The organism is Paenibacillus sp. FSL L8-0435 (assembly GCF_037965655.1).
In the GTDB taxonomy this organism is placed as follows: Bacteria; Bacillota; Bacilli; order Paenibacillales; family Paenibacillaceae; genus Paenibacillus.
Window position 1 is genome coordinate 1,952,436 of the sequence record NZ_CP150185.1, and the last position, 22,305, is coordinate 1,974,740.

17 protein-coding genes are annotated in these 22,305 nt (G+C 45.8%); 12 read left to right on the top strand and 5 right to left on the bottom strand.

Annotation, left to right across the window (positions count from 1 at the left end; translation table 11 throughout):
* Positions 1–144 precede the first annotated feature (144 nt).
* Positions 145–1,209 (bottom strand): phosphodiester glycosidase family protein, encoded by a 1,065-nt coding sequence (locus NST33_RS08980; protein WP_221823021.1) that lies wholly within the window; start codon positions 1,207–1,209, stop codon positions 145–147.
* A complete protein-coding gene (locus tag NST33_RS08985) occupies positions 1,206–1,616 on the bottom strand; it encodes a uroporphyrinogen-III C-methyltransferase (RefSeq protein WP_017689578.1) in 411 nt (136 codons plus the stop codon). The genes NST33_RS08980 and NST33_RS08985 overlap by 4 nt, the downstream gene beginning before the upstream one ends.
* Positions 1,617–2,055: 439 nt before the next feature.
* On the opposite strand from NST33_RS08985, the gene NST33_RS08990 reads away from it, so the two are divergent.
* The 3 genes from NST33_RS08990 (at position 2,056) to NST33_RS09000 (ending at position 4,890) form a co-directional block, all read left to right on the top strand.
* Positions 2,056–2,712, top strand: a complete 657-nt coding sequence (locus tag NST33_RS08990; RefSeq protein WP_017689577.1) for a response regulator transcription factor — start codon at positions 2,056–2,058, stop codon at positions 2,710–2,712.
* A gap of 136 nt (positions 2,713–2,848) precedes the next feature.
* The gene (locus NST33_RS08995) at positions 2,849–4,072 is read left to right on the top strand and encodes a PLP-dependent aminotransferase family protein (protein WP_036610015.1); all 1,224 of its coding nucleotides are present in this window, start codon (positions 2,849–2,851) and stop codon (positions 4,070–4,072) included.
* 191 nt (positions 4,073–4,263) lie between these two features.
* Complete coding sequence (locus NST33_RS09000) at positions 4,264–4,890, top strand: FMN-dependent NADH-azoreductase (protein ID WP_221823024.1); 627 nt, start codon at positions 4,264–4,266, stop codon at positions 4,888–4,890.
* Between the two features lie 106 nt (positions 4,891–4,996).
* Here NST33_RS09000 and NST33_RS09005 read toward each other — a convergent pair whose 3' ends face one another.
* Positions 4,997–5,848 carry a DUF2161 family putative PD-(D/E)XK-type phosphodiesterase gene (locus NST33_RS09005; RefSeq protein WP_221823026.1) on the bottom strand — a complete coding sequence of 284 codons (852 nt, stop codon included), beginning with the start codon at positions 5,846–5,848 and terminating at the stop codon, positions 4,997–4,999.
* 361 nt (positions 5,849–6,209) lie between these two features.
* Between NST33_RS09005 and NST33_RS09010 the strand changes: the two genes are divergently transcribed.
* From NST33_RS09010 to NST33_RS09045, 8 genes are all read left to right on the top strand, one after another.
* On the top strand, positions 6,210–8,105 hold the full coding sequence (locus NST33_RS09010; RefSeq protein WP_036610009.1) for a PrkA family serine protein kinase: 1,896 nt from the start codon (positions 6,210–6,212) through the stop codon (positions 8,103–8,105).
* 243 nt (positions 8,106–8,348) lie between these two features.
* On the top strand, positions 8,349–9,356 hold the full coding sequence (locus NST33_RS09015; protein ID WP_221823028.1) for a globin-coupled sensor protein: 1,008 nt from the start codon (positions 8,349–8,351) through the stop codon (positions 9,354–9,356).
* 128 nt (positions 9,357–9,484) lie between these two features.
* Positions 9,485–10,489, top strand: coding sequence for a LacI family DNA-binding transcriptional regulator (locus NST33_RS09020; RefSeq protein WP_221823030.1), 1,005 nt, complete (start codon positions 9,485–9,487; stop codon positions 10,487–10,489).
* 252 nt (positions 10,490–10,741) lie between these two features.
* A complete protein-coding gene (locus NST33_RS09025) occupies positions 10,742–13,564 on the top strand; it encodes an endo-1,4-beta-xylanase (protein ID WP_221823032.1) in 2,823 nt (940 codons plus the stop codon).
* Between the two features lie 265 nt (positions 13,565–13,829).
* A complete protein-coding gene (locus NST33_RS09030) occupies positions 13,830–16,310 on the top strand; it encodes an EAL domain-containing protein (protein WP_221823034.1) in 2,481 nt (826 codons plus the stop codon).
* A gap of 286 nt (positions 16,311–16,596) precedes the next feature.
* Positions 16,597–17,181, top strand: a complete 585-nt coding sequence (locus NST33_RS09035) for a restriction endonuclease (RefSeq protein WP_221823037.1) — start codon at positions 16,597–16,599, stop codon at positions 17,179–17,181.
* Positions 17,182–17,298: 117 nt separating this feature from the next.
* Positions 17,299–17,532, top strand: a complete 234-nt coding sequence (locus NST33_RS09040) for a hypothetical protein (protein WP_047842290.1) — start codon at positions 17,299–17,301, stop codon at positions 17,530–17,532.
* A gap of 3 nt (positions 17,533–17,535) precedes the next feature.
* Positions 17,536–17,814 carry a type II toxin-antitoxin system RelE/ParE family toxin gene (locus NST33_RS09045; protein ID WP_339307643.1) on the top strand — a complete coding sequence of 93 codons (279 nt, stop codon included), beginning with the start codon at positions 17,536–17,538 and terminating at the stop codon, positions 17,812–17,814.
* Between the two features lie 136 nt (positions 17,815–17,950).
* Here the strand turns inward: NST33_RS09045 and NST33_RS09050 are convergent, their stop codons facing one another.
* Together NST33_RS09050 and yhbH are read right to left on the bottom strand one after the other, a co-directional pair.
* Entirely contained in the window at positions 17,951–19,387 is a 1,437-nt protein-coding gene (locus NST33_RS09050) for a SpoVR family protein (protein ID WP_221823042.1), read from the bottom strand.
* Positions 19,384–20,553, bottom strand: a complete 1,170-nt coding sequence (gene yhbH, locus NST33_RS09055; RefSeq protein ID WP_074094335.1) for a sporulation protein YhbH — start codon at positions 20,551–20,553, stop codon at positions 19,384–19,386. The genes NST33_RS09050 and yhbH overlap by 4 nt, the downstream gene beginning before the upstream one ends.
* A 255-nt stretch (positions 20,554–20,808) precedes the next feature.
* Between yhbH and NST33_RS09060 the strand changes: the two genes are divergently transcribed.
* Positions 20,809–22,143: an MFS transporter gene (locus NST33_RS09060; protein ID WP_221823044.1), complete on the top strand. Its 1,335-nt coding sequence runs from the start codon at positions 20,809–20,811 to the stop codon at positions 22,141–22,143.
* The last annotated feature ends 162 nt before the right edge of the window (positions 22,144–22,305 follow it).

Here is a 22,305-nt window from a genome sequence, read left to right on the forward strand (position 1 = left end):
GTGAGAATGCCTGTAATGAAGAGAGTCAATACGATTGCAATAATCCAGAATGTCAGTGAAAATGACATACCCTTCGCACCTCCTGCACAAGCTCATTTTCTTCTATTATAACCATTATAGGTAGAAAAGAAATGCTTCACCCTATTATTTGTAAAATAAAAAGTGTGTGGGCACCGGTCTGAGGCTGCCATCTGAAGGGTTATTCACGACCCGATTATTCAGAATAAGCGAGGATGATCCACCGCCATCCAGATTATAGGCGTCGATCACCCCAAGCTTGTACAACCGCCCTTGCAGCTCTTCAAGGGTAGCACCGGAACTTCCGCCCTCATTATATCCGTCAACTACAATAATCAGTAACTGATCATCCTTATAATTGCCAATGACTGTACGTGGGGCTCGTTTGGGTGATACCTTCCACTTGTCGGGAATTGCAGTTTTACGTCCATTCTGTAGCAGCACGGGTACAAACGTAGCCCCAAATTGTGGTTGCAGGCGATCCAGTGAGTTTTTGTCGAAGAACTTGCCTCCGACCAGTTTGCCGGCATCGTTAAGTCCTACAAAAAACAGATCTTTGAAACTGGCTTGGAACCCGTTCACGTACTTCCCGTCCATGACGGTTGTGCTAAGTGGATAACGTTTGCCCCCACTGTCAGCAAATCCACCTGCGTTAATCCCGGCAATTGCGCCGTTACGCTTCACAGCCTGCATGGTCGTCTCAGAACGCCCAGGTTCACTGTCTAGAGCCATCTGCATGGCTGTAGGGTCTTTTAGCTTGATCTTCATGGCATAGCCCTTATAGCTGCCAGGATTCACTCTGTACATTTCAATCGTTAACCGGTCACTGTCTACCCGTTCAAATGGAACGCCCAGCTTGGATGAAATCCGTTTGTTGTAGATCATTTCCGGACGATCCGCTTGGGCGGAAGCCTTCTGTACAAGTGTAGACATCGTACTTGTTGTTTTATTATAGAGCTGTGTCGTTCTTTTAATAGAAGAAGAAGTCTGGACAGCAGCATCTTTTGCCCCCGCAAGCTCTTGGCTAATTGCTTGGGTCCGGGGTGTAATCGTATCCTCTGACAGTTCGGTAGGCATCAAACCTCCGGGTTCAAGTGGAGGACGAAGCAGCAGCAGGCATAATATCAATCCAACAAAAGGAGCGAGTGCAAGCATAAAAAAACGATTAACCTGTTTGACGGGTGTAATCATTTGAGCAGGTCCATCTTTTTCTGGAGTGTCTCCAGTTGTTTTTTGACTTCGCTCAGCTGGGTATACAGTTTGTTGCTGTTATCCGTTTTGTCACTTGCATTATCCTTGGTGAAAGTCAGCAATTCATTGAAGGATTGAACCTGTCCCTGCAGATCTTCTACTTCCTTTGATATCGTTGTTAGCTGATTTTCATAGTCGGTTTTTAGTGCTGCAATCTGCTGCTGATTATGGGCTTGAAGCTGGTTAATCATCTGTTGCTGGAGATGGTTACTATAATAGTAGGTTCCAACGACTCCTAGTGCAATGAGAACAATCCACATTACCAGAAACAGCTTGATTGAAGATCCAGCCTTGCCTTTGGCGCTCCGGGTGTGATGGATGTCAGAGGACGGGGCAGATGGTTTCATATCATCACTCCTGGTCATTTATAGGTACAAAAAAATTTCCAGTCCTCATTCTATCATGCCCCTATTGATTACGCAAAAATGAAATTCTTTACTTAATAGAGTAAAAAGAGATTGCATCGGAAGGAAGTCCTAGGATACAATTTCTTATAGATGCAATAAGTAGGAACTTTGGGCAGGTTTTTCGACTTTTTTAGATAGAAATGCAGGAAATTTATACTATATTTTGACCTTCCCGGGGATGGGAAGATGGACGTCATGGTGTTTTTATAACAAAATACAGTGAAAATAGAGCCTTTTTATCGGCTTCCTCCTGTATTTTTCTGTTTTTCGACATAATCCGACCTATGCTTCTTCTATACTCGGATTGTCGCATAGACGATGAATTCATCATGACAGAATTTAAAAGTTATTTGTCCAATACATAACAGGGGGAACAACAATGAAAAAAGTATGGCAGGTGGTCATCATAGATATCCACCCCACCAGCATGCTCGGTACAAAATTGATTTTGGAAGAGCAGCAAGATCTGACGGTACGTGGCATGACTTCGACCGGAACAGAAGGGCTCGATCTGGTGAATATTCACCAGCCTGATCTGATTCTAATGGATTATCGTCTTCCGGAGGGTCAGGCAGATCAATATATTGCCCAGATGAAGAATCTGTCAGCTCACAGTCACATCATTATTTTGACGGATGAAGACAATGTGAAGCTGTTTCGTCATCTGATGAGCCTTGGTGCAAGCGGCATGTTATCCAAACAGGCTTCCCCTAGCCAGCTGATTCATCTGATCTCTGGATTACGTGAGGGCCATGTGTCCATTCCATTGTCGTGGTTAAACAGTGCGGAGTGGGCGCAACCTGTGGAGTCTCCGACAGAAGCACGTGTCATTGAATTAACAGAAACCGAAACTTTTATCATGGAAAGAATTGTTCAGGGTGTAACCTATGATAAAATAGCGAATGAGATCAACGTTAGCAGACGTTCCATTGATAATTACCTGCGTAAAATATACGTGAAGCTGGAAGTAAGCAGTAGAGCACAGGCCATTGAACGTTATGCCTTGCATGCAAGACAAGTGAAGACGGGATCCTGACGAAACAGGTTTGTTCTTCCCATGATCACAACAGTTCGGTATGCATCCGGTCATATTCGATGGCGAGCAGGAATAGGTTGTAGGGCTGCGGACTGCGAGTACAGTTTCGGAATAGGGATGAAAGGGGAACGGATCGATGAAATATTTCTTTGCTTCCCGTACCAACAGGCTTTTGTCATCACCACTGAGGGATATACGTGAGATGTCTGGCAGGGATTATTTCATATCTCTGGCAGAAGAATTGCCTGCGGAGGAGTTGTTTCCTTTCAAATTGTTGGAAGAAGCAGCGGTGTCTGTCTTTAGTTCAGGCCCCTCCGCATTGCAATATGGAGAGCCAGCAGGCTACACCCCCCTAAGAGAGTGGTTGAACAAAGACTGGAATGCACGCAAAGGCATACGAACGGTACCCGAACAGATTCTGTTGACCACTGGTACCCAGCAGGCCATTGATCTGGTGATGCGTCTATTGCTTGAGCCAGGAGATTCTGTACTGGTTGAACATCCCACATCTCCAGGCTGTCTTGAGGTTCTGGAGATGCAAGGAGCCAAAATTGTGCCCGTAATGGGTGATCGGGACGGTATACTGCCAGACCTTTTGGAGCATCACATGCAGCAGGTTAGACCGAAGCTGCTTTTTGCTGCCCCCAGTTTCTCGAATCCGACCGGTGCTTTGTGGAGTATGGAGCGGCGGGAGGCTGTCCTTGAACTGTGTTCGCGCTATGGTGTACTGCTTGTGGAAGATGATTCATACGGGGAGCTCCATTTCGATGGTCTTGAGCCAACGGAATTCTATCGTAAATATCCTTCACTCTTTGCACTGGATACTGCGGATCAGGGTGGACATGTTCTCTACATTGGTTCGTTCAGCAAAACGGTAGCGCCCGCTCTTCGAACCGGATGGGCTGCTGGACATCCTGCGCTGATTCAGGCCATGGCCTCGGTTAAACGAATTGCAGATGGTCAGTCCAGTCCGATGAATCAGCGTCTGTTGTATCAATTGCTTGCCCATTCCCCTTTTCGTTGGAGTGATCACCTATCCATGTTGAATCGGGAGTATAAGACAAGACTCAAACTGATGCTTGAACTGTTGAAAAGACCTGGCTGGAAAGGGTGTCAGTACAACATCCCTGAGGGCGGAATGTATCTGTGGGTACAGTTGCCTGAAGGATTGGATAGTGGCGCTCTGCTTAAGGCGGCTTTGCCCAAAGGTGTATCTTTTCTTCCTGGATCACTATGCTCCACAGGTGTACAGGATCAACGTTACATTCGATTGAACTTTAGCCATCCGGGCCGGGATGAATTACTGCTTGGCATGAACCTGATCAGTGAAGCCATTTCCGAATTTACGGCTCGTAGCTAAGTCAGATCAAAAATAGATTTTTTAGCAAAAATTAAAATGGGTTCATGACCAAAGTGATTACGTTATTGCATCCACTAACATTTTTATATATAATATGAATTAATGAGTTGTTGGTTTCTTTATATAAGCTACAATGGTGGCCGGTTCAGAAAATGCACTCATATATTTTATCTAACGGGGGAAAATTCAACATGTCTAATATTTTATTTGTTAAAGCAAATGACCGTCCTGCAGATCAAGCAGTCAGCGTTAAATTGTACGATGCATTCTTGAGCGCATACAAAGAGTCTCACCCAGGTGACACAGTTACTGAGTTGGATCTCTACAATACAGAATTCCCATTCTATGGTAACACTGCTATCACCGGTACTTACAAAGCAGCTAACGGTTTTGAACTGACAGCTGACGAGCAAAAAGCAGCTTTACTTGCAGCACAATTGCAAGATCAATTCCTGGCAGCTGACAAAGTTGTATTTGCATTCCCACTGTGGAACTTCACTGTTCCAGCTCCATTGGTAAACTACATTGCTTACCTGAGCCAAGCTGGTAAAACATTCAAATACACTGCTGAAGGTCCTGTAGGACTTGCTGGCGACAAAAAAGTAGCTTTGCTTAACGCACGTGGTGGCGTATATTCCGAAGGCCCAATGGCAGCTGCTGAAATGTCCCTGAACTTCCTGAAAACAGTTCTCGGCTTGTGGGGCATTCAAAACCCAGAAGTGGTTATCGTTGAAGGACATAACGCTTCTGCAGATCGTGCTGAAGAAATCGTTACTGCAGGTCTGAAATTGGCTTCCGAAGTAGCAGTAAAATTCTAATAGCAATCATTTATATAGAACACATCAAAACGCCTGTAGTCTCCAGTGGAGATTACAGGTGTTTTTTTGCATTCTCATTTTTTCGTATCCGTTACTTTCAGATGATTCAGAATAAGATCTTGCCTGTATTTTTCAAGTACTGCTCCGCTGTTTCAGCGATGTATGCAAGGTCGTCCTTATTTTCACCAGATACAGAATACGTTACATCGAGTTCATTAATAGTTCGTTCAATCATATCATTATCCTCAAGCATGTGTGCATGCTCGGTTAACGCCTGTACTCCCTTAATCGTCAAAATATATTTTCCACGGGAGAGGCGTTCAAACCAGCCATAATAATTTTTTTGCAGAATCCCTGCTGCAGAACCTACGCCTGTCTGTCTGGCAAGGTTGGCTGGAGAGGCTTCTCCGTTCGTCCGTAGAGCGGATGCGACACGTAAAGCCTTCTCACGATATGCTGTGACCAGCTGTCTTCGTGTGCTGCCTCCCGTATTGTAGTCTCCGCTGCGTTCGTCGAATTCCTTGAGCAATCGTTTCCGCCGAACACCGCTTTTGCGAGCAACTTGATTGGCGCTAGTAAGGGGTGTCTGGGCTGAAGGTTCGCACAGTACATCAATCAGGGGAGCTTTGGTTTTGTAAAATGTGACAGTCAGTAGCCCCAGACCGAGCTGTCTGCATAGTGCGGTCAGTTCGCTCCAGCGTTGGTTTACGGCTCCGCGTTTACTGCGATTGCGCTCGACGGCCAGATACACGAACGGGCTAAGTTTCAAGCGCTGCATGCCCTGTAGCAACAAGGAGAGGTTAAATGTTTTTTTCATCTCCACAATGAGTGGTTCGTCCTGGTCCGATCTGACTCCGACGAGGTCACAATGTCTGACTTCCGCCTTGACGTCGAAGCCACGCTGCTCGAAGAAAGCCTTCACAGGCGAATATAATTCGGTTTCGTATTTCACTGCCATCGTCCGTGCTCCTTTCCAGAAGTGGCCTGTCTCTGACCATGTGTTGTCCGGTTTCCTAAATTTAGAACCCTCATTATATCATATTCGTTCTTTTTTTTCTGAAGGCACAAGATGTCTGATAGAACAGGGAAAAGCCAAAATTCGAAGTGGTGGATTGAAAAAAAGAGGTCAACTTATCCGAATTGCCGCATAGGTATGTAATACACTTTTCACAACAAAACAAGACGTTTGGACAGAGGGTGGCGGGACTACACAGTACCGCAAGATTGGTATTCAAGCAGGAGCCGCAATTCTATTGATTTCTTCATACCATTCGGAATGGTTGACAATCACACTAAAGGAGCCATGGGAGGTACCAAGCATGAATATTTTTGAACGCGTTGCGGAACATCGGGCAGAGAGTGACCGTTTGACATGGAACGGAACATTTGAAGATTATATTGCACTGCTGAGAGAGGACCCGACTCCGGCAATGACGGCTCACGCCAGAGTGTATGAGATGATTGAATCGTTTGGGGTGGAAGAAGTAGGTGGGCATAAGCGGTACAAGTTTTTTGAACAGGAGATCTTTGGGCTGGACCGTTCGATTGAAAAGCTGGTTGAAGAATACTTTCACTCGGCAGCACGCCGTCTGGATGTACGGAAGCGGATCTTGCTCCTGATGGGTCCCGTAAGTGGAGGAAAATCGACGCTGGTGACGCTGCTGAAGCGGGGGCTTGAACAGTTCTCGCGGACAGAGAAAGGTGCCATATACGCCATTGATGGATGCCCGATGCATGAGGAACCGCTGCATCTGATTCCACTGGAGCTTCGTCCTGAAGTGGAAAAGGAAATTGGAGTCCGTATTGAGGGTAACCTTTGCCCATCCTGCCAGATGAGACTCCGTACCGAATATGGTGGTGATATCAGCAAGGTACCGGTGGAACGGGTCATTGTTTCCGAAGATAATCGCGTGGGAATAGGAACGTTCAGTCCATCCGATCCGAAATCACAGGATATTGCCGATCTGACGGGTAGTATCGACTTCTCCACCATTACGGAGTTTGGTTCCGAATCCGATCCACGTGCCTATCGTTTTGATGGGGAGTTGAACAAGGCGAACCGTGGGTTAATGGAGTTCCAGGAGATGTTGAAATGTGATGAGAAATTCCTGTGGAATCTCCTGTCGCTCACGCAGGAAGGAAATTTCAAAGCAGGACGTTTTGCCTTAATCAGTGCGGATGAAATGATTGTGGCGCATACGAATGAATCGGAGTATAAGTCTTTTATCTCCAACAAGAAGAATGAGGCACTGCAATCCCGGATGATTGTCATGCCGATTCCGTACAACTTGAAGGTATCCGAGGAAGAGAAAATCTATGCCAAGCTCATTCAGCAAAGTGACATGAAGCATGTTCATATTGCACCGCATGCACTGCGGACTGCAGCCATTTTTTCGATACTTACCCGCTTGAAGGAAACGAAGAAACAAGGCATGGATCTCGTTAAAAAGATGCGCATGTATGACGGTGAAGAAGTGGAAGGATACAAAGAAGCCGATCTGCGCGAGATGCAAAATGAGTATTTGGATGAAGGGATGTCCGGCATTGATCCGCGGTATGTCATTAACCGGATCTCCAGTGCTTTGATCAAGCAAAATCTTCAGTGCATTAACGCGCTGGACATTCTGCGGGCGATCAAGGACGGTCTGGACCAACATGCTTCGATTACAAAGGAAGAGCGGGAGCGTTATTTGAACTTCATTGCTCTTGCACGCAAGGAGTATGATGAACTGGCCAAGAAGGAAGTGCAGAAAGCATTTGTGTACTCATTCGAGGAATCCGCAAGAACATTGTTTGAGAACTACCTCGATAACATTGAAGCATTCTGCAACTGGTCCAAGATTCGTGACCCGCTCACGGATGAAGAGATGGACCCGGATGAGCGTCTGATGCGATCCATCGAGGAACAGATCGGGATCTCCGAGAATGCAAAGAAAGCGTTCAGAGAAGAGATTCTGATCCGAATCTCGGCATACTCCCGCAAGGAGCGCAAGTTCGAATATAGCAGCCATGACCGTTTGCGTGAAGCGATCGAGAAGAAGTTGTTCACCGATCTGAAAGACATCGTCAAGATCACAACCTCAACCAAAACACCGGATGCAACACAATTGAAACGTATGAATGAAGTCATTAAACGCTTAATTGAGGAACATGGATACACCGCAGCCAGCGCGAATGAACTGTTACGTTATGTGGGCAGTCTGCTTAATCGCTAATCGGCAACAAACCATTCCGGATCAGGCTCCTGATGTCTGCTGTGAGGCTCCTTCACAGCAGAGTCAGGGCCTTTTTAATTACATGAAGGTCATATTAATCTAAAAAGCTGACAAATAAGGTTAATTTTAAAGAGAATTAGTTCTAATGGTATATGTATATTTAGGTATTTTAGTCTATAATCACTACATATATTTACAATTTAAAGTAATTTAGTGTTTATTAAGGAGCTGACTGAACCCGATATGAGCAGTATTTCCGCAACAAGACAGAAGCAACTTGACTACATGGGATTAACCGCAGGAGATCTAACACTGCTTGCCGAACATCGGCCTGTTTTTAAAAAAGTCGTTAATGAAGTGGTAGATCATTTCTACAATCATGTAGGGAATTATCCTGAATTGGTAGATCTGATCGCAAGATTCTCTACCATTGATCGTCTAAAAGAAACACAGAAGATGTACTGGTTATCGATGACGGATGGAATCGTGGACGACGCATATATTGAGCAACGGATTGCGATTGGACTTGTGCATTCACGGATTGGTCTGTCTGAAGATTATTATCTGGGTACCTATATGGTCTACCTGGATATTGCAACGAGCATATTCCAACAAGTTATCCCTGAGTCCTGGCATCTTGTCATTCAGGCGCTCAGCAAAATGTTTAATCTGGATTCACAGCTTGTCCTTGAAGCCTATGAGAAGAAAGAAAAAGAAAAGTTACATCAGCTTGCCGATGACCAACAACATACATTACAGGCAATTACGCAGATTACCCAAGAGCTTACAGGCATGATTAGTGAATTAAATGAAAGTGCAATGGCTATATCGAATGTTGCCAAAGAAACAGCGGCTTCTCAGGATCAGGCTCAGGTTATGCTTACCGAATTAACAGGAGAGATCCAGCAGATCGGAAAAATGGGTGAACTCATTCGCGAGATATCGGATCAGAGTCATCTTGTTGGTCTGAATGCAGCGATTGAAGCTGCTCATGCAGGAGAGTTTGGACGTGGCTTCGAAGTAGTCGCCAGTGAGGTGCGCAAGCTTGCAGCCAGTTCTCGGGACGCTCAGGGTAAAATTCAGTCTAATCTGGAGCAGATCATGAAGAAACTGAGCAGTGTGCAGCAGGAGTCGGATCATACGTCTCGCGGAGCACGTAGCCAAGCTTCACGCTCGGCTGAACTCGCTGTATTTGCAACAACAATGGAGAAACTGTCTCTGGATTTGAAGAATCTGGAACAGCAGGAATAGAGCTTAAAAGCATTAGGAACTTCCATACCGTTTCAGGCTGTTTTAAGCTATAATGGGTAGACAAACCTGCCGATGTTATAGAAAATGCAGCCGGAGACAGGGGATTTGAAAGAGGTTGAGGTGATCAGATGGCTTCTATCCATGATGTAGCCAAGGAAGCGGGAGTATCTGTTGCAACCGTTTCCAAAGTGATAAACGATTATCCTGATGTAAGTGAAAAAACACGCAAAAAAGTCAATATAGCCATCGAATTATTGAAATATCAACCCAATGTGGTCGCACGTGGACTCGTCAAACGCCGTTCATGGACGGTGGGCGTACTGTTAACGGTTCCGTTTACGAACCCTTTTGTGTCGGAGTTGCTGGAAGGGATCAAGACAGCGCTGGAGAACAGTGGATATGATCTGGTCCGGTTGTCTACTCGATTCGATGATCCGGCGTACTCGTTCATCAAACATTGCCGCAGTCGTAATGTGGATGGCGTTGTGGTATTCGGGGAAGGCAGAGAAAACACGAGTATTCAGGAACTGGTGGATGCAGAGATTCCAACAATGTTTATTGATACGGACATGTTGGGCAAACGTGCCGGTTACATTACTACGGATAACGCGAACGGGATCTCGATGGGTGTCAAACATCTGCATGAGCTTGGGCACCGCAAAATTGCCTATATCTCAGGGACACTTGGACCTGCCGTAGCCAATCTGCGATTGGAAGGATATCGGGAAGGGCTGCGAGAATGCGGCATCCCGTATTCTACGGTATATCTGGAGATCTGCGATTATTCCTTCGACGGAGGAAGCAAGGCTGCCCGACGATTGCTGGCACTTCAGGATCAACCAACGGGAATTGTCTGTGCATCAGACATGTCTGCTTTTGGTGCGATTCATGAAATTGAAAAGCATGGACTGAGTGTACCAGAAGATATCTCGGTTGTCGGGTTCGATAACACGTATTATGCTGAAGTATTCAAACCGGGGTTGACCACGGTGAATCAGAATATCTATTCCATCGGCATTAAGTCCATCGAATATCTGATTGCCATGATCGAGAATCCATCTTATTCTCCTCCCGTGGTGACGGAACCTTCCAATCTGGTTGTCCGTCAGACCACAGCACCTTTAAAAGTGTAAATATGTAATGACGGTGACATGGAGCACAGCTAACAAGCTGTGCTTTTTGTCGTTTTATCTTATTGTGAAGTTTTTAAAATAAGTCCTATAGTTTAACGGGTAAACAAAGTTCGCTGGCAATCGTATAATGAAAGTGCTTACAATTTCTGTTCAATAATGACTATCCAATCCTGCACAACGATCTTGTAAAGGGCTGGCGCATGACAGAACAAAGGTTACTCTTCACAAACAACCAACCAAGGAGGAGATCGGATGCATTTGAGAAAATGGTGGAGCTTGTGCTTGTCGGCTGTATTGATCTTCAGTTTGTTCCCAAGTGTGGGAACAGGAGGGACACGTGCTGCGGCTGCGGACGTTAAGACTGGCGATGATGAAGTACTGTTTGAGGCTAATTTTGAAGATGGTGTGTTGGGACAATGGCGTCCACGTGCGAGTGAAAAGCTTGATATCGTAACGCAAGTAGGTCACGACAGTACACGGAGCCTGAGAACCTCTTCCCGTACCGAAACGTTCCATGGACCCTTAATTGAAGTAATAGACCATGTACAGAAGGGTAGCACGGTTCATATTTCATTTTGGGCCATGTACGATGAAGGGCCGGACAGTCAGGTCATTAACGGTTCACTGGAGAAAGAGTACAATAACGACGCTTCAAGTCGAGAATATGCTACGTTTGCCTCTGCAACTCTGAACAAGGGACAGTGGAAAAAAATCGAGGCAGATGTGGTGATCCCTGGAGATAATAGCGGCATCACCGGATTCCGCATGTATGCAGAGACACCTTGGAAGACGTCAGCGGAAGTGACGTCGGCGGATACGATTACTTTTTACGTGGATGATGTACTGATTACGGAAGCCGAAAAAATTGAAATAGAGCCGAACATTCCGAATCTAGTGGATGTTGTGGGACAACACTATGCAATGGGAGCGGCAATCGACCAGTCTGCACTGGACGCGGAAGATCCGCATTCCCAGCTGTTGACGAAACATTTTAATAGTATTACAGCTGGAAACTTCATGAAAATGGATGCGATGCAGCCTCAGGAAGGACAGTTTGTCTGGTCAGAGACAGATCGCCTGGTGAAGTTTGCCGAAGCAAATGACATGGAAATCAGAGGTCATACGCTGTTATGGCATAGTCAGGTGCCGGATTGGTTCTTTACGGATCCGGATGATGCTTCGAAACCTGCCACGCGGGAACAGTTGCTTGCACGGATGAAAACGCATATTCAAACCATCGTGAGTCGGTACAAAGGAAAGGTTCATACATGGGATGTCGTCAATGAAGTCATCTCAGACGGAGGCGGCTTGCGGAATGAGGCCAGTAATTCCAAGTGGAGAGATATTATTGGGGATGTGGATAGCGACGGAGATGACAGTGATTACATTGAACTGGCTTTCCGTTATGCACGTGAGGCTGACCCCGATGCGGTATTGGTGATTAATGACTATGGAATGGAGGGCAATGGAAACAAGGTAAATGATATGGTGAAGCTTGTAGAGAAGCTGCTTGCCAAAGGAACACCCATTGATGCGGTTGGATTCCAGATGCATGTGTCGATGTACGGACCGGATGTAAAGCTCATTCGTGAGGCTTTTGAGAAAGTGATCGCTCTTGGTGTGAATGTACAGGTTACAGAGCTGGACGTTTCGATCTATTCAAGTAATTCTGAACTGGAGATGCCTGTCACAGATGAATTAATGCTGCAACAAGCTTATCGTTATCGTGAACTGTTTGACCTGTTCGAAGATTTGGGGAAACGCGGCGTGATGGACAGTGTTACGGTCTGGGGACTTGCAGATGATGGTACATGGCTTGACAATCATCCGGTCAAAGGACGCAAAGATGCACCGTTGCTGTTTGATCGTAAATTAAAAGCAAAACCGGCATTTTGGGCACTGGTGGACCCTGCCACCCTTCCGATCTATCGTAATGAATGGACAGCATTGAAGGCCAGCCCTTCTTTCCCGAATCATAAAGGACAGGAAGATATTCTTTGGGGTGCTGTGAAAGGACTGGAAATTAATCATCTGGCAGATGGTACATCTGCGGTTACGGGTGAGGCTCGTATGATGTGGGATGCCAAAAAGGTGAATTTACGAGTGGAAGTGAAGGATACCACACGTCGCAAAGGGGATCAGGTGCAGGTTTTCCTCGCGGAAGAAGTCAAGGGGACAGGTGCTGCAACTTCTGAAGCTGATCTGTCTGCCAAGAAGAAAAATCCGCCGTCTGCCAATGGTCAATATACATTTAAACGGGATGGTGGTAAAGGCAAAGATAAAAATACTTACAATGTACAGGAGACAAAAACCGGTTATGTTGTATACGCATCACTGCCTATGTCAGCTGCTTTACTTACTGAAGGCCAGGTCTTGTCTCTGGATTATCGGATTACGGATGAATATGCTGCTGGAAAGACAGCGACCATCGTTTGGAATGATATTTCCAATCAACAGCCCGACAAACCAGCCAACCGGGGCAAACTGAAGCTCGGTTCTGTCTTGAAACAAACCAAGGTCACTTATGGCAAACCTGTAATTGATGCAAAAAAGGATAACGTCTGGAAAAAGGCTGCATCTGTTAAAACGGATGTCTGGGTGGTCGGAAACTCCGGTGCAACGGCGACTGCACAGCTGTTATGGGATGAGAAATACCTGTACGTATTGGCAGATGTGAAAGATCCTTTGCGAAGCAAATTAAGTTCTAATGCACATGAGCAGGATTCGATCGAGATTTTTATCGACCCGAGCAAAGATCAGACAACATTCTATCAGGAGGATGACGCCCAGTACCGGGTCAATTTTGATAATGAGGCTTCTTTTGGAGGAAATGCACGGAAAGAAAGTTTCAAATCAGCTACCCGATTAACAAGCGGAGGGTATACAGTTGAAGTGGCAATCCCACTAGATAGCGTTCGTGCTGAAGGGCAAAGATGGATTGGATTTGATCTGCAAGTTAATGATGATGGCGCGGGGGATGGCAAGCGAAGCAGTGTGTCCATCTGGAGTGATTCATCAGGTAACTCTTATCAAGATACTTCCGGTTTTGGCAGTCTGTTATTGACTCGCAAATAGAATATTTTGTTGTGAATTAGAATATGAAAAAGTTAGCTAATCAACATCGTATATCTGGAAATAAGTGTTGATTTTAAGGGCTGGGACGTTTAGACTATATACATTCAAATAAACGGGTTCCAATGTATGACAACGGCTTCAACTAAGTCTGTGGTCACGAGTCAAATGATGCGGAGGGAGTGCCTGTCATCCAGACAGCGCACTCGCTTCTTTTTTACATTTTTGCATACATACAAGGCATTTCCCGGTCGAAAGGACAGAGTGAGTGGAGCACCTACATGGTACGTACAACTTAGAACTTGTTATTTTATCCTATATTATTGCATCGTTAGCTTCATACGCAGCCCTTGACCTTGCAGGCCGTGTAAGTCAGGCTAGCGGGATGGCGCGGAATGTATGGCTTACCTGCGGTGCAGTCTCGATGGGGCTGGGAATTTGGTCCATGCATTTCGTAGGTATGCTGGCTTTTGTTCTGCCTACGCAAGTCTCCTATTCCACCGGTAAGGTTATTTTATCTGTTCTACTTGCTATTGTCGCATCAGGGGTGGCCTTGAACATTGCGGGTAGACAATCGGGCAGGATAAGCCAGCTTATGATTGCTGGAGTGCTGATGACAGCGGGGATCAGCTCGATGCATTATGTGGGAATGGCAGCGATGTCAACTCCGGTTACGTATGAACCAGGCAGAGTGGTGTTATCCATTCTGATTGCAGCGCTTGCTTCCTTTGCGGCATTGTGGCTCATGTTTTTCTTCCGTTATCATCAATCAAGACATACCTGGGTTTACAAGATGGGCAGCGGTCTCATAATGGGGATTGGAATCTCTGGCATGCATTATACCGGGATGTCAGCCGCGCATTTCCATCATTCACATGGCTCGATGGTAAGTTCAGGTATGCAGATTGAGCCAGGCATTCTCGCCTACTTGATCGCATCGGGCACATTTATTGCTTTGGGCTTGACGTTGTTTGGCATATTTATCAATCAGCGAATGTCACAGAAAGATCAACGGATTCATGAGAACGAGCAATGGTATCAGGCCTTGTATCATAACCATTCGGATGCCATTATTTCAGTGAACAAGGAAGGGATTGTCAAAGGTATTAATGCTGCTGTAACAACAATCACCGGATATCCTGAAAAAGAGGTCATGGATCGTTCCATTGATGATATCGCTCAGCAGATCGATATCGAGTGGATAAGTGAATTTGATTCCATCGATTGGGATGATCATGGGCTGGAGCAGGCGCACTACATGGCCAAAATGAGAGACATACAGGGTGAACTTCTGGACCTTAGTATTGTTGTAGTTCCTGTTGTCATTGATGGCAGACATGTGGGAAGTCACATTTTGATCAAAGACGTTACAGAGGAGAAACAGGCTCAGGAGAAGATTCGTCACCAAGCTTTGCATGATCCGTTGACGGGGTTGCCCAATCGGCGCAAGCTGGATGATGTACTGGCTTGTACGATTCACGATTCAGAAGAAAAAGGGAATTCTTTTGCCGTTATGGTGATGGATATAGATCGTTTCAAGATGATTAATGACTCGCTGGGACATTCCATTGGAGATGTATTTCTAAGAGAAGTCAGCAACCGGATCATGAAAGCCATAGAAGCTTCTGATCCCTTGGCTATGGAGAATGTCATGCTGGCCCGGATGGGTGGTGACGAGTTCACACTCGTTGTGACCCAGGATCAAGCGACAGAAGTACAAGTGGCAGAACTTGCAAAACAGATTGTTGAAGCCATTCAGTTACCTTATCGACTGAAGGAGAATGACTTTTACGTAACCGCCAGCATTGGAATTGCGATGTACCCGGATCATGGAGTTGGCGTGGATGCTTTGCTGAAACATGCGGACTCCGCCATGTATGAAGTGAAGAAAAACGGCAAAAATGGTTTCCAATTCTACACTGCTCAACTGGATTCGGAACTTTATGAACGCATTGAGCTGGAGGGTTATCTTCGTAAAGCTTTGGAACGCGATGAGCTGGTCCTGTACTATCAGCCACAGATTCGTACCGAGGATAGCCGCATGATTGGTGTGGAGGCTCTTATACGTTGGAACCATCCACTCAAAGGTCTGCTCGCACCCAATGTATTCATCCCGCTTGCAGAAGAGACAGGCATGATCTATGAGATTGGCAATTGGACGCTGCGGGAGGCATGCAGGCAGATGAAACTCTGGCATGCCAGTGGCGGACCACTCATTCCGGTATCGGTTAACTTGTCCAGCCAGCAGTTTCACCAATCCAACTTAGTGGAACAGGTCAAGAATGCCCTACATGAGACAGGGCTGGAGGCCCGTTATCTGGAGCTGGAGATTACAGAGAGCATGATGATGGATGCAACAGTGTCCACGGCAATCCTGAAAGAACTCACGGCACTGGGGGTAAAAATCAGCCTGGATGATTTCGGTACGGGATACAGTTCACTCAGTTATCTGAAGCATTTCCCGATTCACAAGCTCAAGATTGATCGTTCATTCGTGACGGGTATTACAGAGAGCCATAGCGATCAGGCAATTGTAGCGACCATTATATCGATGGCCCAGAATCTCAACATGGAAGTCATTGCCGAAGGTATTGAGACGAAAGGTCAACTGGACATTCTGATGCAGAATGACTGCCGTGAGATTCAGGGATATTATTTCAGTCGTCCTCTGCCGGCAAGTGAAGTTGAACATGACTTTTTTGTACCGCTGCGCTTGCAGGGCAATGGTACAACGCCGGTACCATCCTAATTTTATGAAATGCCAAGCGGCAAGTTCCCGTGTATGTCGGGGACTTGCCGCTTTTGTGTATTTTATGTAAGTCAGTATATACCTGTTGAGGAAAAGTTAGGTCTGATATTTATGTAAATTCATTATATATTCTGAAATAAAGCATTCTAGTTAAATTAAATCGAGGATGTCAGATGAGTTCCCTCCAATTCCTTATAGAGGTTATCTGGTCCCATCCCGACAATAGACAAATGTATTGAAACAACAAAGCGTTGGACATGATGGAAATACAAAGGAGTGACATTATATGACGATATTGTTCAGTATTGTGCTTTTGTTCACCTGCTACCTTGTGTACAAGTATTACAAACAAAAACAAATGATAGAGGACTATCGTAACAATGCTCTTGATGCAATTTCATCCCATGAAGATATGAAGGATACTCTTCGAATCGGTTTGTATAACCGCTTTAAACGAGACCTGGAAGAGGAGAAAGAAGAAGATCCATTATTGTTCGAACGTTTTGTAGCAGAGATCATGTCATCTGTCCGAGGCGGCAACACATACGTGACGAAGAGCTCAGGAGACTTCGGCATCGATATTGAAGAACATACTGATGAGGGACTATATCTTGGTCAAGTGAAATGTTATAACGACATGAATTTGGTTGGTTTTGGTCCGATTGCGATAATTCACTCCCAGATGGTTAAGCAGGATGCTGTAGGCGGTTATGTGGTAACAACGAGCGACTTTACGAGTAACGCCCGTAACTATGCTGAAGGGTTGGATATCGATCTGATTAATGGCACACAGTTGGTGGAGTTATGGTTGGAACATTTGGAGACTAAGAGCGAACGTGTTATGGCGCTGAATCCTGTTTCGCAAATGTAATCGACAAAAAGCAATGGTTTAATGGCTGGGCTGAGATGCCACCTGGTTGTATGCTATAATTCAGGTAAAAGTATGAATCACCAAATTTAGCGATATCATCAAAGGAGGTTGCGGAGGATGAACTTTAGTCTTAAGGCTCCTGATGGCACTGTCATTGAATCCTATGAGAAGGATCATAAGGAATTCATTCGTATTGCCGGTCTGGAATATGAAGTCTATAACCCGGTGGATGAGCTAGACTCCGATCCGGAGATACGGCAAATGATTGAAGCTTCTGAGAAAGACATAAAACAAGGCAAGCTGTATTCAACAGATGACTTGATTGAACTGGTGAAGCGTGGTGAGCTGTAATTGATGGTTCAATGGACCGCCACGGCAATGAACCGACTTCGCCAGATCAAAAGCGAACATTTTACAGATCAAGAAACGATGGAATACAAAATGAATCTCATTCGCCGTGTTGAAGAGAAGATTGTTACTATGGGAACAATGTTGCCGTCTCGTGAGTACCGCAACACGTACTACTGTTTCGTGGATCGATACGTTGTATCTTACAAGCTGTTGGACAACGGTGAGCGATATGTAATCACTTCATTTAAGCATGGTGCAATGAAACGTAATCTTAAATATTAATTATGAAATGCCAAGCGGCAAGTCCCCGTGTGTGTCGGGAACTTGCTGCTTTTTTATGTCTGATCTTTTTTATTATTAATCTCATCCATGATAAGAGCATTTATATTTTCGGTTCCAATAATGATAATCGAAAACCTTACATAAATTTGCGGTGGTGCTTCTTGCCGTCATACGTAAACCAGATCGGTTTATCCTCGACACGTGTCTCTACATGTACCGTACGCCCCCAGAGGCGATACAGATAAGGCATGGTGCGCTCCATATATTTCAGATCCAACTCAATGCCTTCATATTGATGTTTCAGCACGAGTTCCCCGGTCCGCATATAGTCGGCATCTTGCACGACCAGATAAGGGGAGCCCCCGTTGACACGTGAAAATACGAGCTGATCCCGTATATTTTCCCAGGACTTGTCGGTGATTTTCCAGTCCGGGCCTTTTTTCTCAAAGACGTAGAGGTCGAGGTCCTCAGTTAATTGTTTAGTCATGTAATTCCGAATAAAGGAGGTATCGGAATCGAATTCACGCACCTCGAACATTTTCGCACGACCCTGGCCTGGTTTACGGCCCCAACGATCCTGTTCTTCCCGGGTTGGGTTATCCCAGCGTCGTTCAATATCCTCGAAAATCTTCAGTCCCAGATAATACGGATTCAGACTTTGTTTGGATGGCTGCACCACGGAGGAGTTGAGCTTCGCGAATTCAATCGTATCCTCACTGTTGAGATCGAGTTCACGGATAATGCGTTGATGCCAGTAAGAAGCCCAGCCTTCGTTCATGATTTTCGTTTCCATCTGTGGCCAGAAATATAACATCTCTTCACGCATCATACTCATGATATCCCGCTGCCAGTCGGTCAATACTTCCGAGAATTCCTGAATAAACCACATGACATCCTTCTCTGGTTCAGGCGGAAAGTGATGGACCTGAATGCCTTCGGCTGGTGTATCTTCGGTCTTCACATCATCAAGCGACCATAAATCATCATAGCGGCCTTCCGGTTTGGGTGCTTTCTCACCGCGCTGCTCCCGCATTTTCATCTCCATGTAACGTTGTTTGTCCAAATGGCGGGGTTTAATCAGCTGTGGATCTACATGTTCCTGAATTGCGATCACGGCATCGATAAATGCTTCAACCGCTTCCGTTCCGTACTCCATCTCATAATTGCTGATCCGATCCGCCGTAGCAGCCATGCTTTCGACCATATTACGGTTGGATTTGGAGAAGCGGGCATTGTTTTTGAAAAAATCACAGTGTGCCAATACGTGGGCTACGATCAATTTGTTCTGAATCAGGGAATTGCCATCCAGCAGGAAGGCATAACAAGGGTTGGAGTTGATGACAAGCTCATAAATTTTGCTGAGTCCAAAATCGTATTGCATTTTCATCTTATGAAATGTTTTGCCAAAGCTCCAGTGGCTGAATCTGGTCGGCATGCCGTAGGCTCCAAATGTATAAATAATATCCGATGGGCAGATTTCGTACCGCATGGGGTAATAGTCCAGACCAAAACCATTGGCAATCTCCATAATCTCGGCAATAGCGTATTCTAGGTCGCGGATCTCATCTGTCATCTAACGCTGCCTCCTTCCCGTTTCTGGAAAAAGCTGCGCAAAGCTTTGTACACTTCGCCTTTTTCTTTGATCACATAATACATAAACTGATCCATCTTGATATGGCGGTAAGCCGACATCAGTGTGCTACTGCGGTTATATTGATTCACTTCGCCGTATCCAAACATATTGCTACGTTTCATTAACTCCCCGATCAGCTTCACACACCGTTCGTTATCCGAGGTCAGATTATCCCCGTCAGAGAAGTGGAAAGGGTAGATGTTGTAGCTGGAAGGTGGATAACGGCTGTCAATAATATCCAGCGCCTTCATATATACAGAGGAGCAGATGGTGCCTCCGCTCTCGCCACGGGTAAAGAACTCTTCTTCGGTTACTTCCTTGGCTTCCGTATGATGGGCGAGGAAAACAATCTCAACTTTCTCATACTGACGGCGTAGAAAACGGGTCATCCAGAAGAAAAAGCTGCGCGCGCAGTATTTCTCAAACGAACCCATGGACCCGGATGTATCCATCATGGCAATAATAACGGCATTGGATTGAGGAATGATTTTGTCTTCCCATGTCTTGTAGCGCAGGTCATCCGGACTGATATGATGGATGCCTGGCGTGCCAGTCGTAGCATTGCGACGTAGATTCTCCAGAATGGTACGTTTCTTGTCAATATTGGACTGCATACCTTTTTTGCGAATATCGTTGAAAACTACCGTATGTGTCTCAATCAGATCCTTGTCTTTCTGCTTCAGATCAGGTAATTCCAGCTCAGCGAAGAGCATATCTTCCAGTTCCTCAATACTAACTTCGGCTTCCACAATATCATGACCAGGCTGATCGCCAGCTTTTTCGCCTTTGCCGGGTTTCTGCGAAGCAGCGGGATCACGACCGATGACGTCTCCGACCTGACTGTCACCGTCTCCTTGACCGACATGTTTTTGCTTCTGGTAGTTATACACAAAACGGTACTCATCCAGACTGCGGATTGGTACCTTGATGATTTGTTTTCCATCAGACATGATGATGTTTTCTTCCGTAATCAGATCAGGCAGATTCTGCTTGATGACATCTTTCACCTTTTGCTGATGGCGCTGCTGGTCCTGGTACCCTTTGCGGTGAAGCGACCAATCTTCCTTCGACACGACGAACGAGTAAGGCTGGTGTGAATTTGACATGTAGGCACCCCCCATTGATTACGCGGCACAGTTTGGCCTGTCGGTAATTAAGTATATTCACGGGCGAGGACGATATGTGATGAGAGTGGATATAAAATGATACAATTACGCAAGTTCACCTCGGAGGTAAGGTGAGTTGCAAGAACAGAACTGCACCATTTTTTACAGAAACAGTGAACAAGTGTGATATCCTTCCTTTACAATAGGAGAAAGACATCAATCATTATAATAGTTGCATGTAAAGGAAGGATTTATGTGAATAAAAAGGCGATCAAGGCTTGGATTATGTATGATTGGGCCAATTCGGCTTACGCGACAACGGTGTTGGCAGCGGTCCTGCCCGTATTCTATGCTTCGGTTGCTGCAGCAACGCTGGATAAGGATACCGCCGCCTCCTACCTGGCTTATACACACTCCATTGGCATGTTGTGCGTAGCTCTGCTAACACCGTTGCTAGGAACGCTGGCTGATTTGTCAGGACGTAAGGGCGACTTCCTGCGTGTATTTGCAATCATAGGCGTCCTTGCTACATTGGGATTCAGCGCAATCGGTGAAGGGGACTGGTTACTTGCTTCCGCTTTGCTGGTCATATCTACGATTGGTTTTGCAGGTGGTAACACCTTTTACGATGCAATGCTGCCGGATCTGGTACCTGTTGAACGAAGAGACATGATATCCTCCAAAGGATATGCCTATGGTTATATTGGAGGAGGATTGCTGCTTGCGGTGAACCTGCTGATGATTCAGCAACCGGGATGGTTCGGGATGAGCAGTACACTGGCAGGCACAAGACTTGCTTTTATCTCCGTCTCGTTGTGGTGGTTGCTGTTCTCGATACCGATCTTTCGTCATGCTCCGAGACGGCCTGCATCACCGGACATGCCCGGCTCGTGGACAGGGTATGCTGCGGTGGGCGTGCGCAGACTGCGGCAGACCTTTCGTCAGATGCGGCGTTTTCCCCAGTTAATCCGCATGTTGTTGGCTTTTTGGTTTTTTAATGACGGCATTAATACCATCATTCTGATGGCTACAATCTATGGGACAAGTATAGGTATTGGCACAACCGACCTGATGCTCGCGCTACTGTTAACCCAGTTCATCGGGTTCCCGTGTACATTGTTATTGGGAGCATGGGCACAGCGTTGGGGAGCAAAGCAGGTATTAATTGTTAGCTTATCGGTTTACATATGTATTGTGATTCTCGGTTATTTCATGACACAAGCGATCCACTTCTATGTGCTCGCCGGGCTGGTTGGAGTCGTGCAGGGTGTGAGTCAATCCACAGCGCGTTCCCTGTTTAGCAATCTGATGCCGGCAGGCAGAACAGGAGAGTATTTTGGTTTTGTGAATATTACAGGCAAATTCTCTTCGATCTTCGGTCCATTTGTGTTCGGTTATGTCGGACAGATCACGGGTTCCACGCGTTGGGGCATTCTGTCGCTGATCTTCTTTTTCATCGCAGGCATTGCTGTATTGTTAACTGTGAAGGTACAGAAGGGGATGCAGGATGCTGCATTGGCAGATCAGGAAGAAGAGCAAAATAGGAGTGTCGGAGCTCCTGGGAAGAGTTCAAATGTAAGGTTCACCTGATGATTGTTCAACGGTTTTCATAGTAAGCTTCTCAACGGATTACGCATGGCTTCAGGCATTGTTCCTCACAGAACATGTCTGGAGCTTATTCGCGTTTGTGCAATCAGAACATAGTTGATCATGAATAAGTGCTTAAACGACAGACAGGAGAATACAGTGAAA

Bases quoted from the DNA above. Each gene is read 5' to 3' on its own strand.
- NST33_RS09045 (WP_339307643.1), top strand. From the start codon at position 17,536: ATGGTTCAATGGACCGCCACGGCAATGAACCGACTTCGCCAGATCAAA.
- yhbH (WP_074094335.1), bottom strand. From the start codon at position 20,553: ATGTCAAATTCACACCAGCCTTACTCGTTCGTCGTGTCGAAGGAAGAT.
- NST33_RS08980 (WP_221823021.1), bottom strand. From the start codon at position 1,209: ATGATTACACCCGTCAAACAGGTTAATCGTTTTTTTATGCTTGCACTC.
- NST33_RS09000 (WP_221823024.1), top strand. From the start codon at position 4,264: ATGTCTAATATTTTATTTGTTAAAGCAAATGACCGTCCTGCAGATCAA.
- NST33_RS09010 (WP_036610009.1), top strand. From the start codon at position 6,210: ATGAATATTTTTGAACGCGTTGCGGAACATCGGGCAGAGAGTGACCGT.
- NST33_RS09005 (WP_221823026.1), bottom strand. From the start codon at position 5,848: ATGGCAGTGAAATACGAAACCGAATTATATTCGCCTGTGAAGGCTTTC.
- NST33_RS09050 (WP_221823042.1), bottom strand. From the start codon at position 19,387: ATGACAGATGAGATCCGCGACCTAGAATACGCTATTGCCGAGATTATG.
- NST33_RS09020 (WP_221823030.1), top strand. From the start codon at position 9,485: ATGGCTTCTATCCATGATGTAGCCAAGGAAGCGGGAGTATCTGTTGCA.
- NST33_RS08990 (WP_017689577.1), top strand. From the start codon at position 2,056: ATGAAAAAAGTATGGCAGGTGGTCATCATAGATATCCACCCCACCAGC.
- NST33_RS09040 (WP_047842290.1), top strand. From the start codon at position 17,299: ATGAACTTTAGTCTTAAGGCTCCTGATGGCACTGTCATTGAATCCTAT.
- NST33_RS08985 (WP_017689578.1), bottom strand. From the start codon at position 1,616: ATGAAACCATCTGCCCCGTCCTCTGACATCCATCACACCCGGAGCGCC.
- NST33_RS09035 (WP_221823037.1), top strand. From the start codon at position 16,597: ATGACGATATTGTTCAGTATTGTGCTTTTGTTCACCTGCTACCTTGTG.
- NST33_RS09015 (WP_221823028.1), top strand. From the start codon at position 8,349: ATGAGCAGTATTTCCGCAACAAGACAGAAGCAACTTGACTACATGGGA.
- NST33_RS09025 (WP_221823032.1), top strand. From the start codon at position 10,742: ATGCATTTGAGAAAATGGTGGAGCTTGTGCTTGTCGGCTGTATTGATC.
- NST33_RS08995 (WP_036610015.1), top strand. From the start codon at position 2,849: ATGAAATATTTCTTTGCTTCCCGTACCAACAGGCTTTTGTCATCACCA.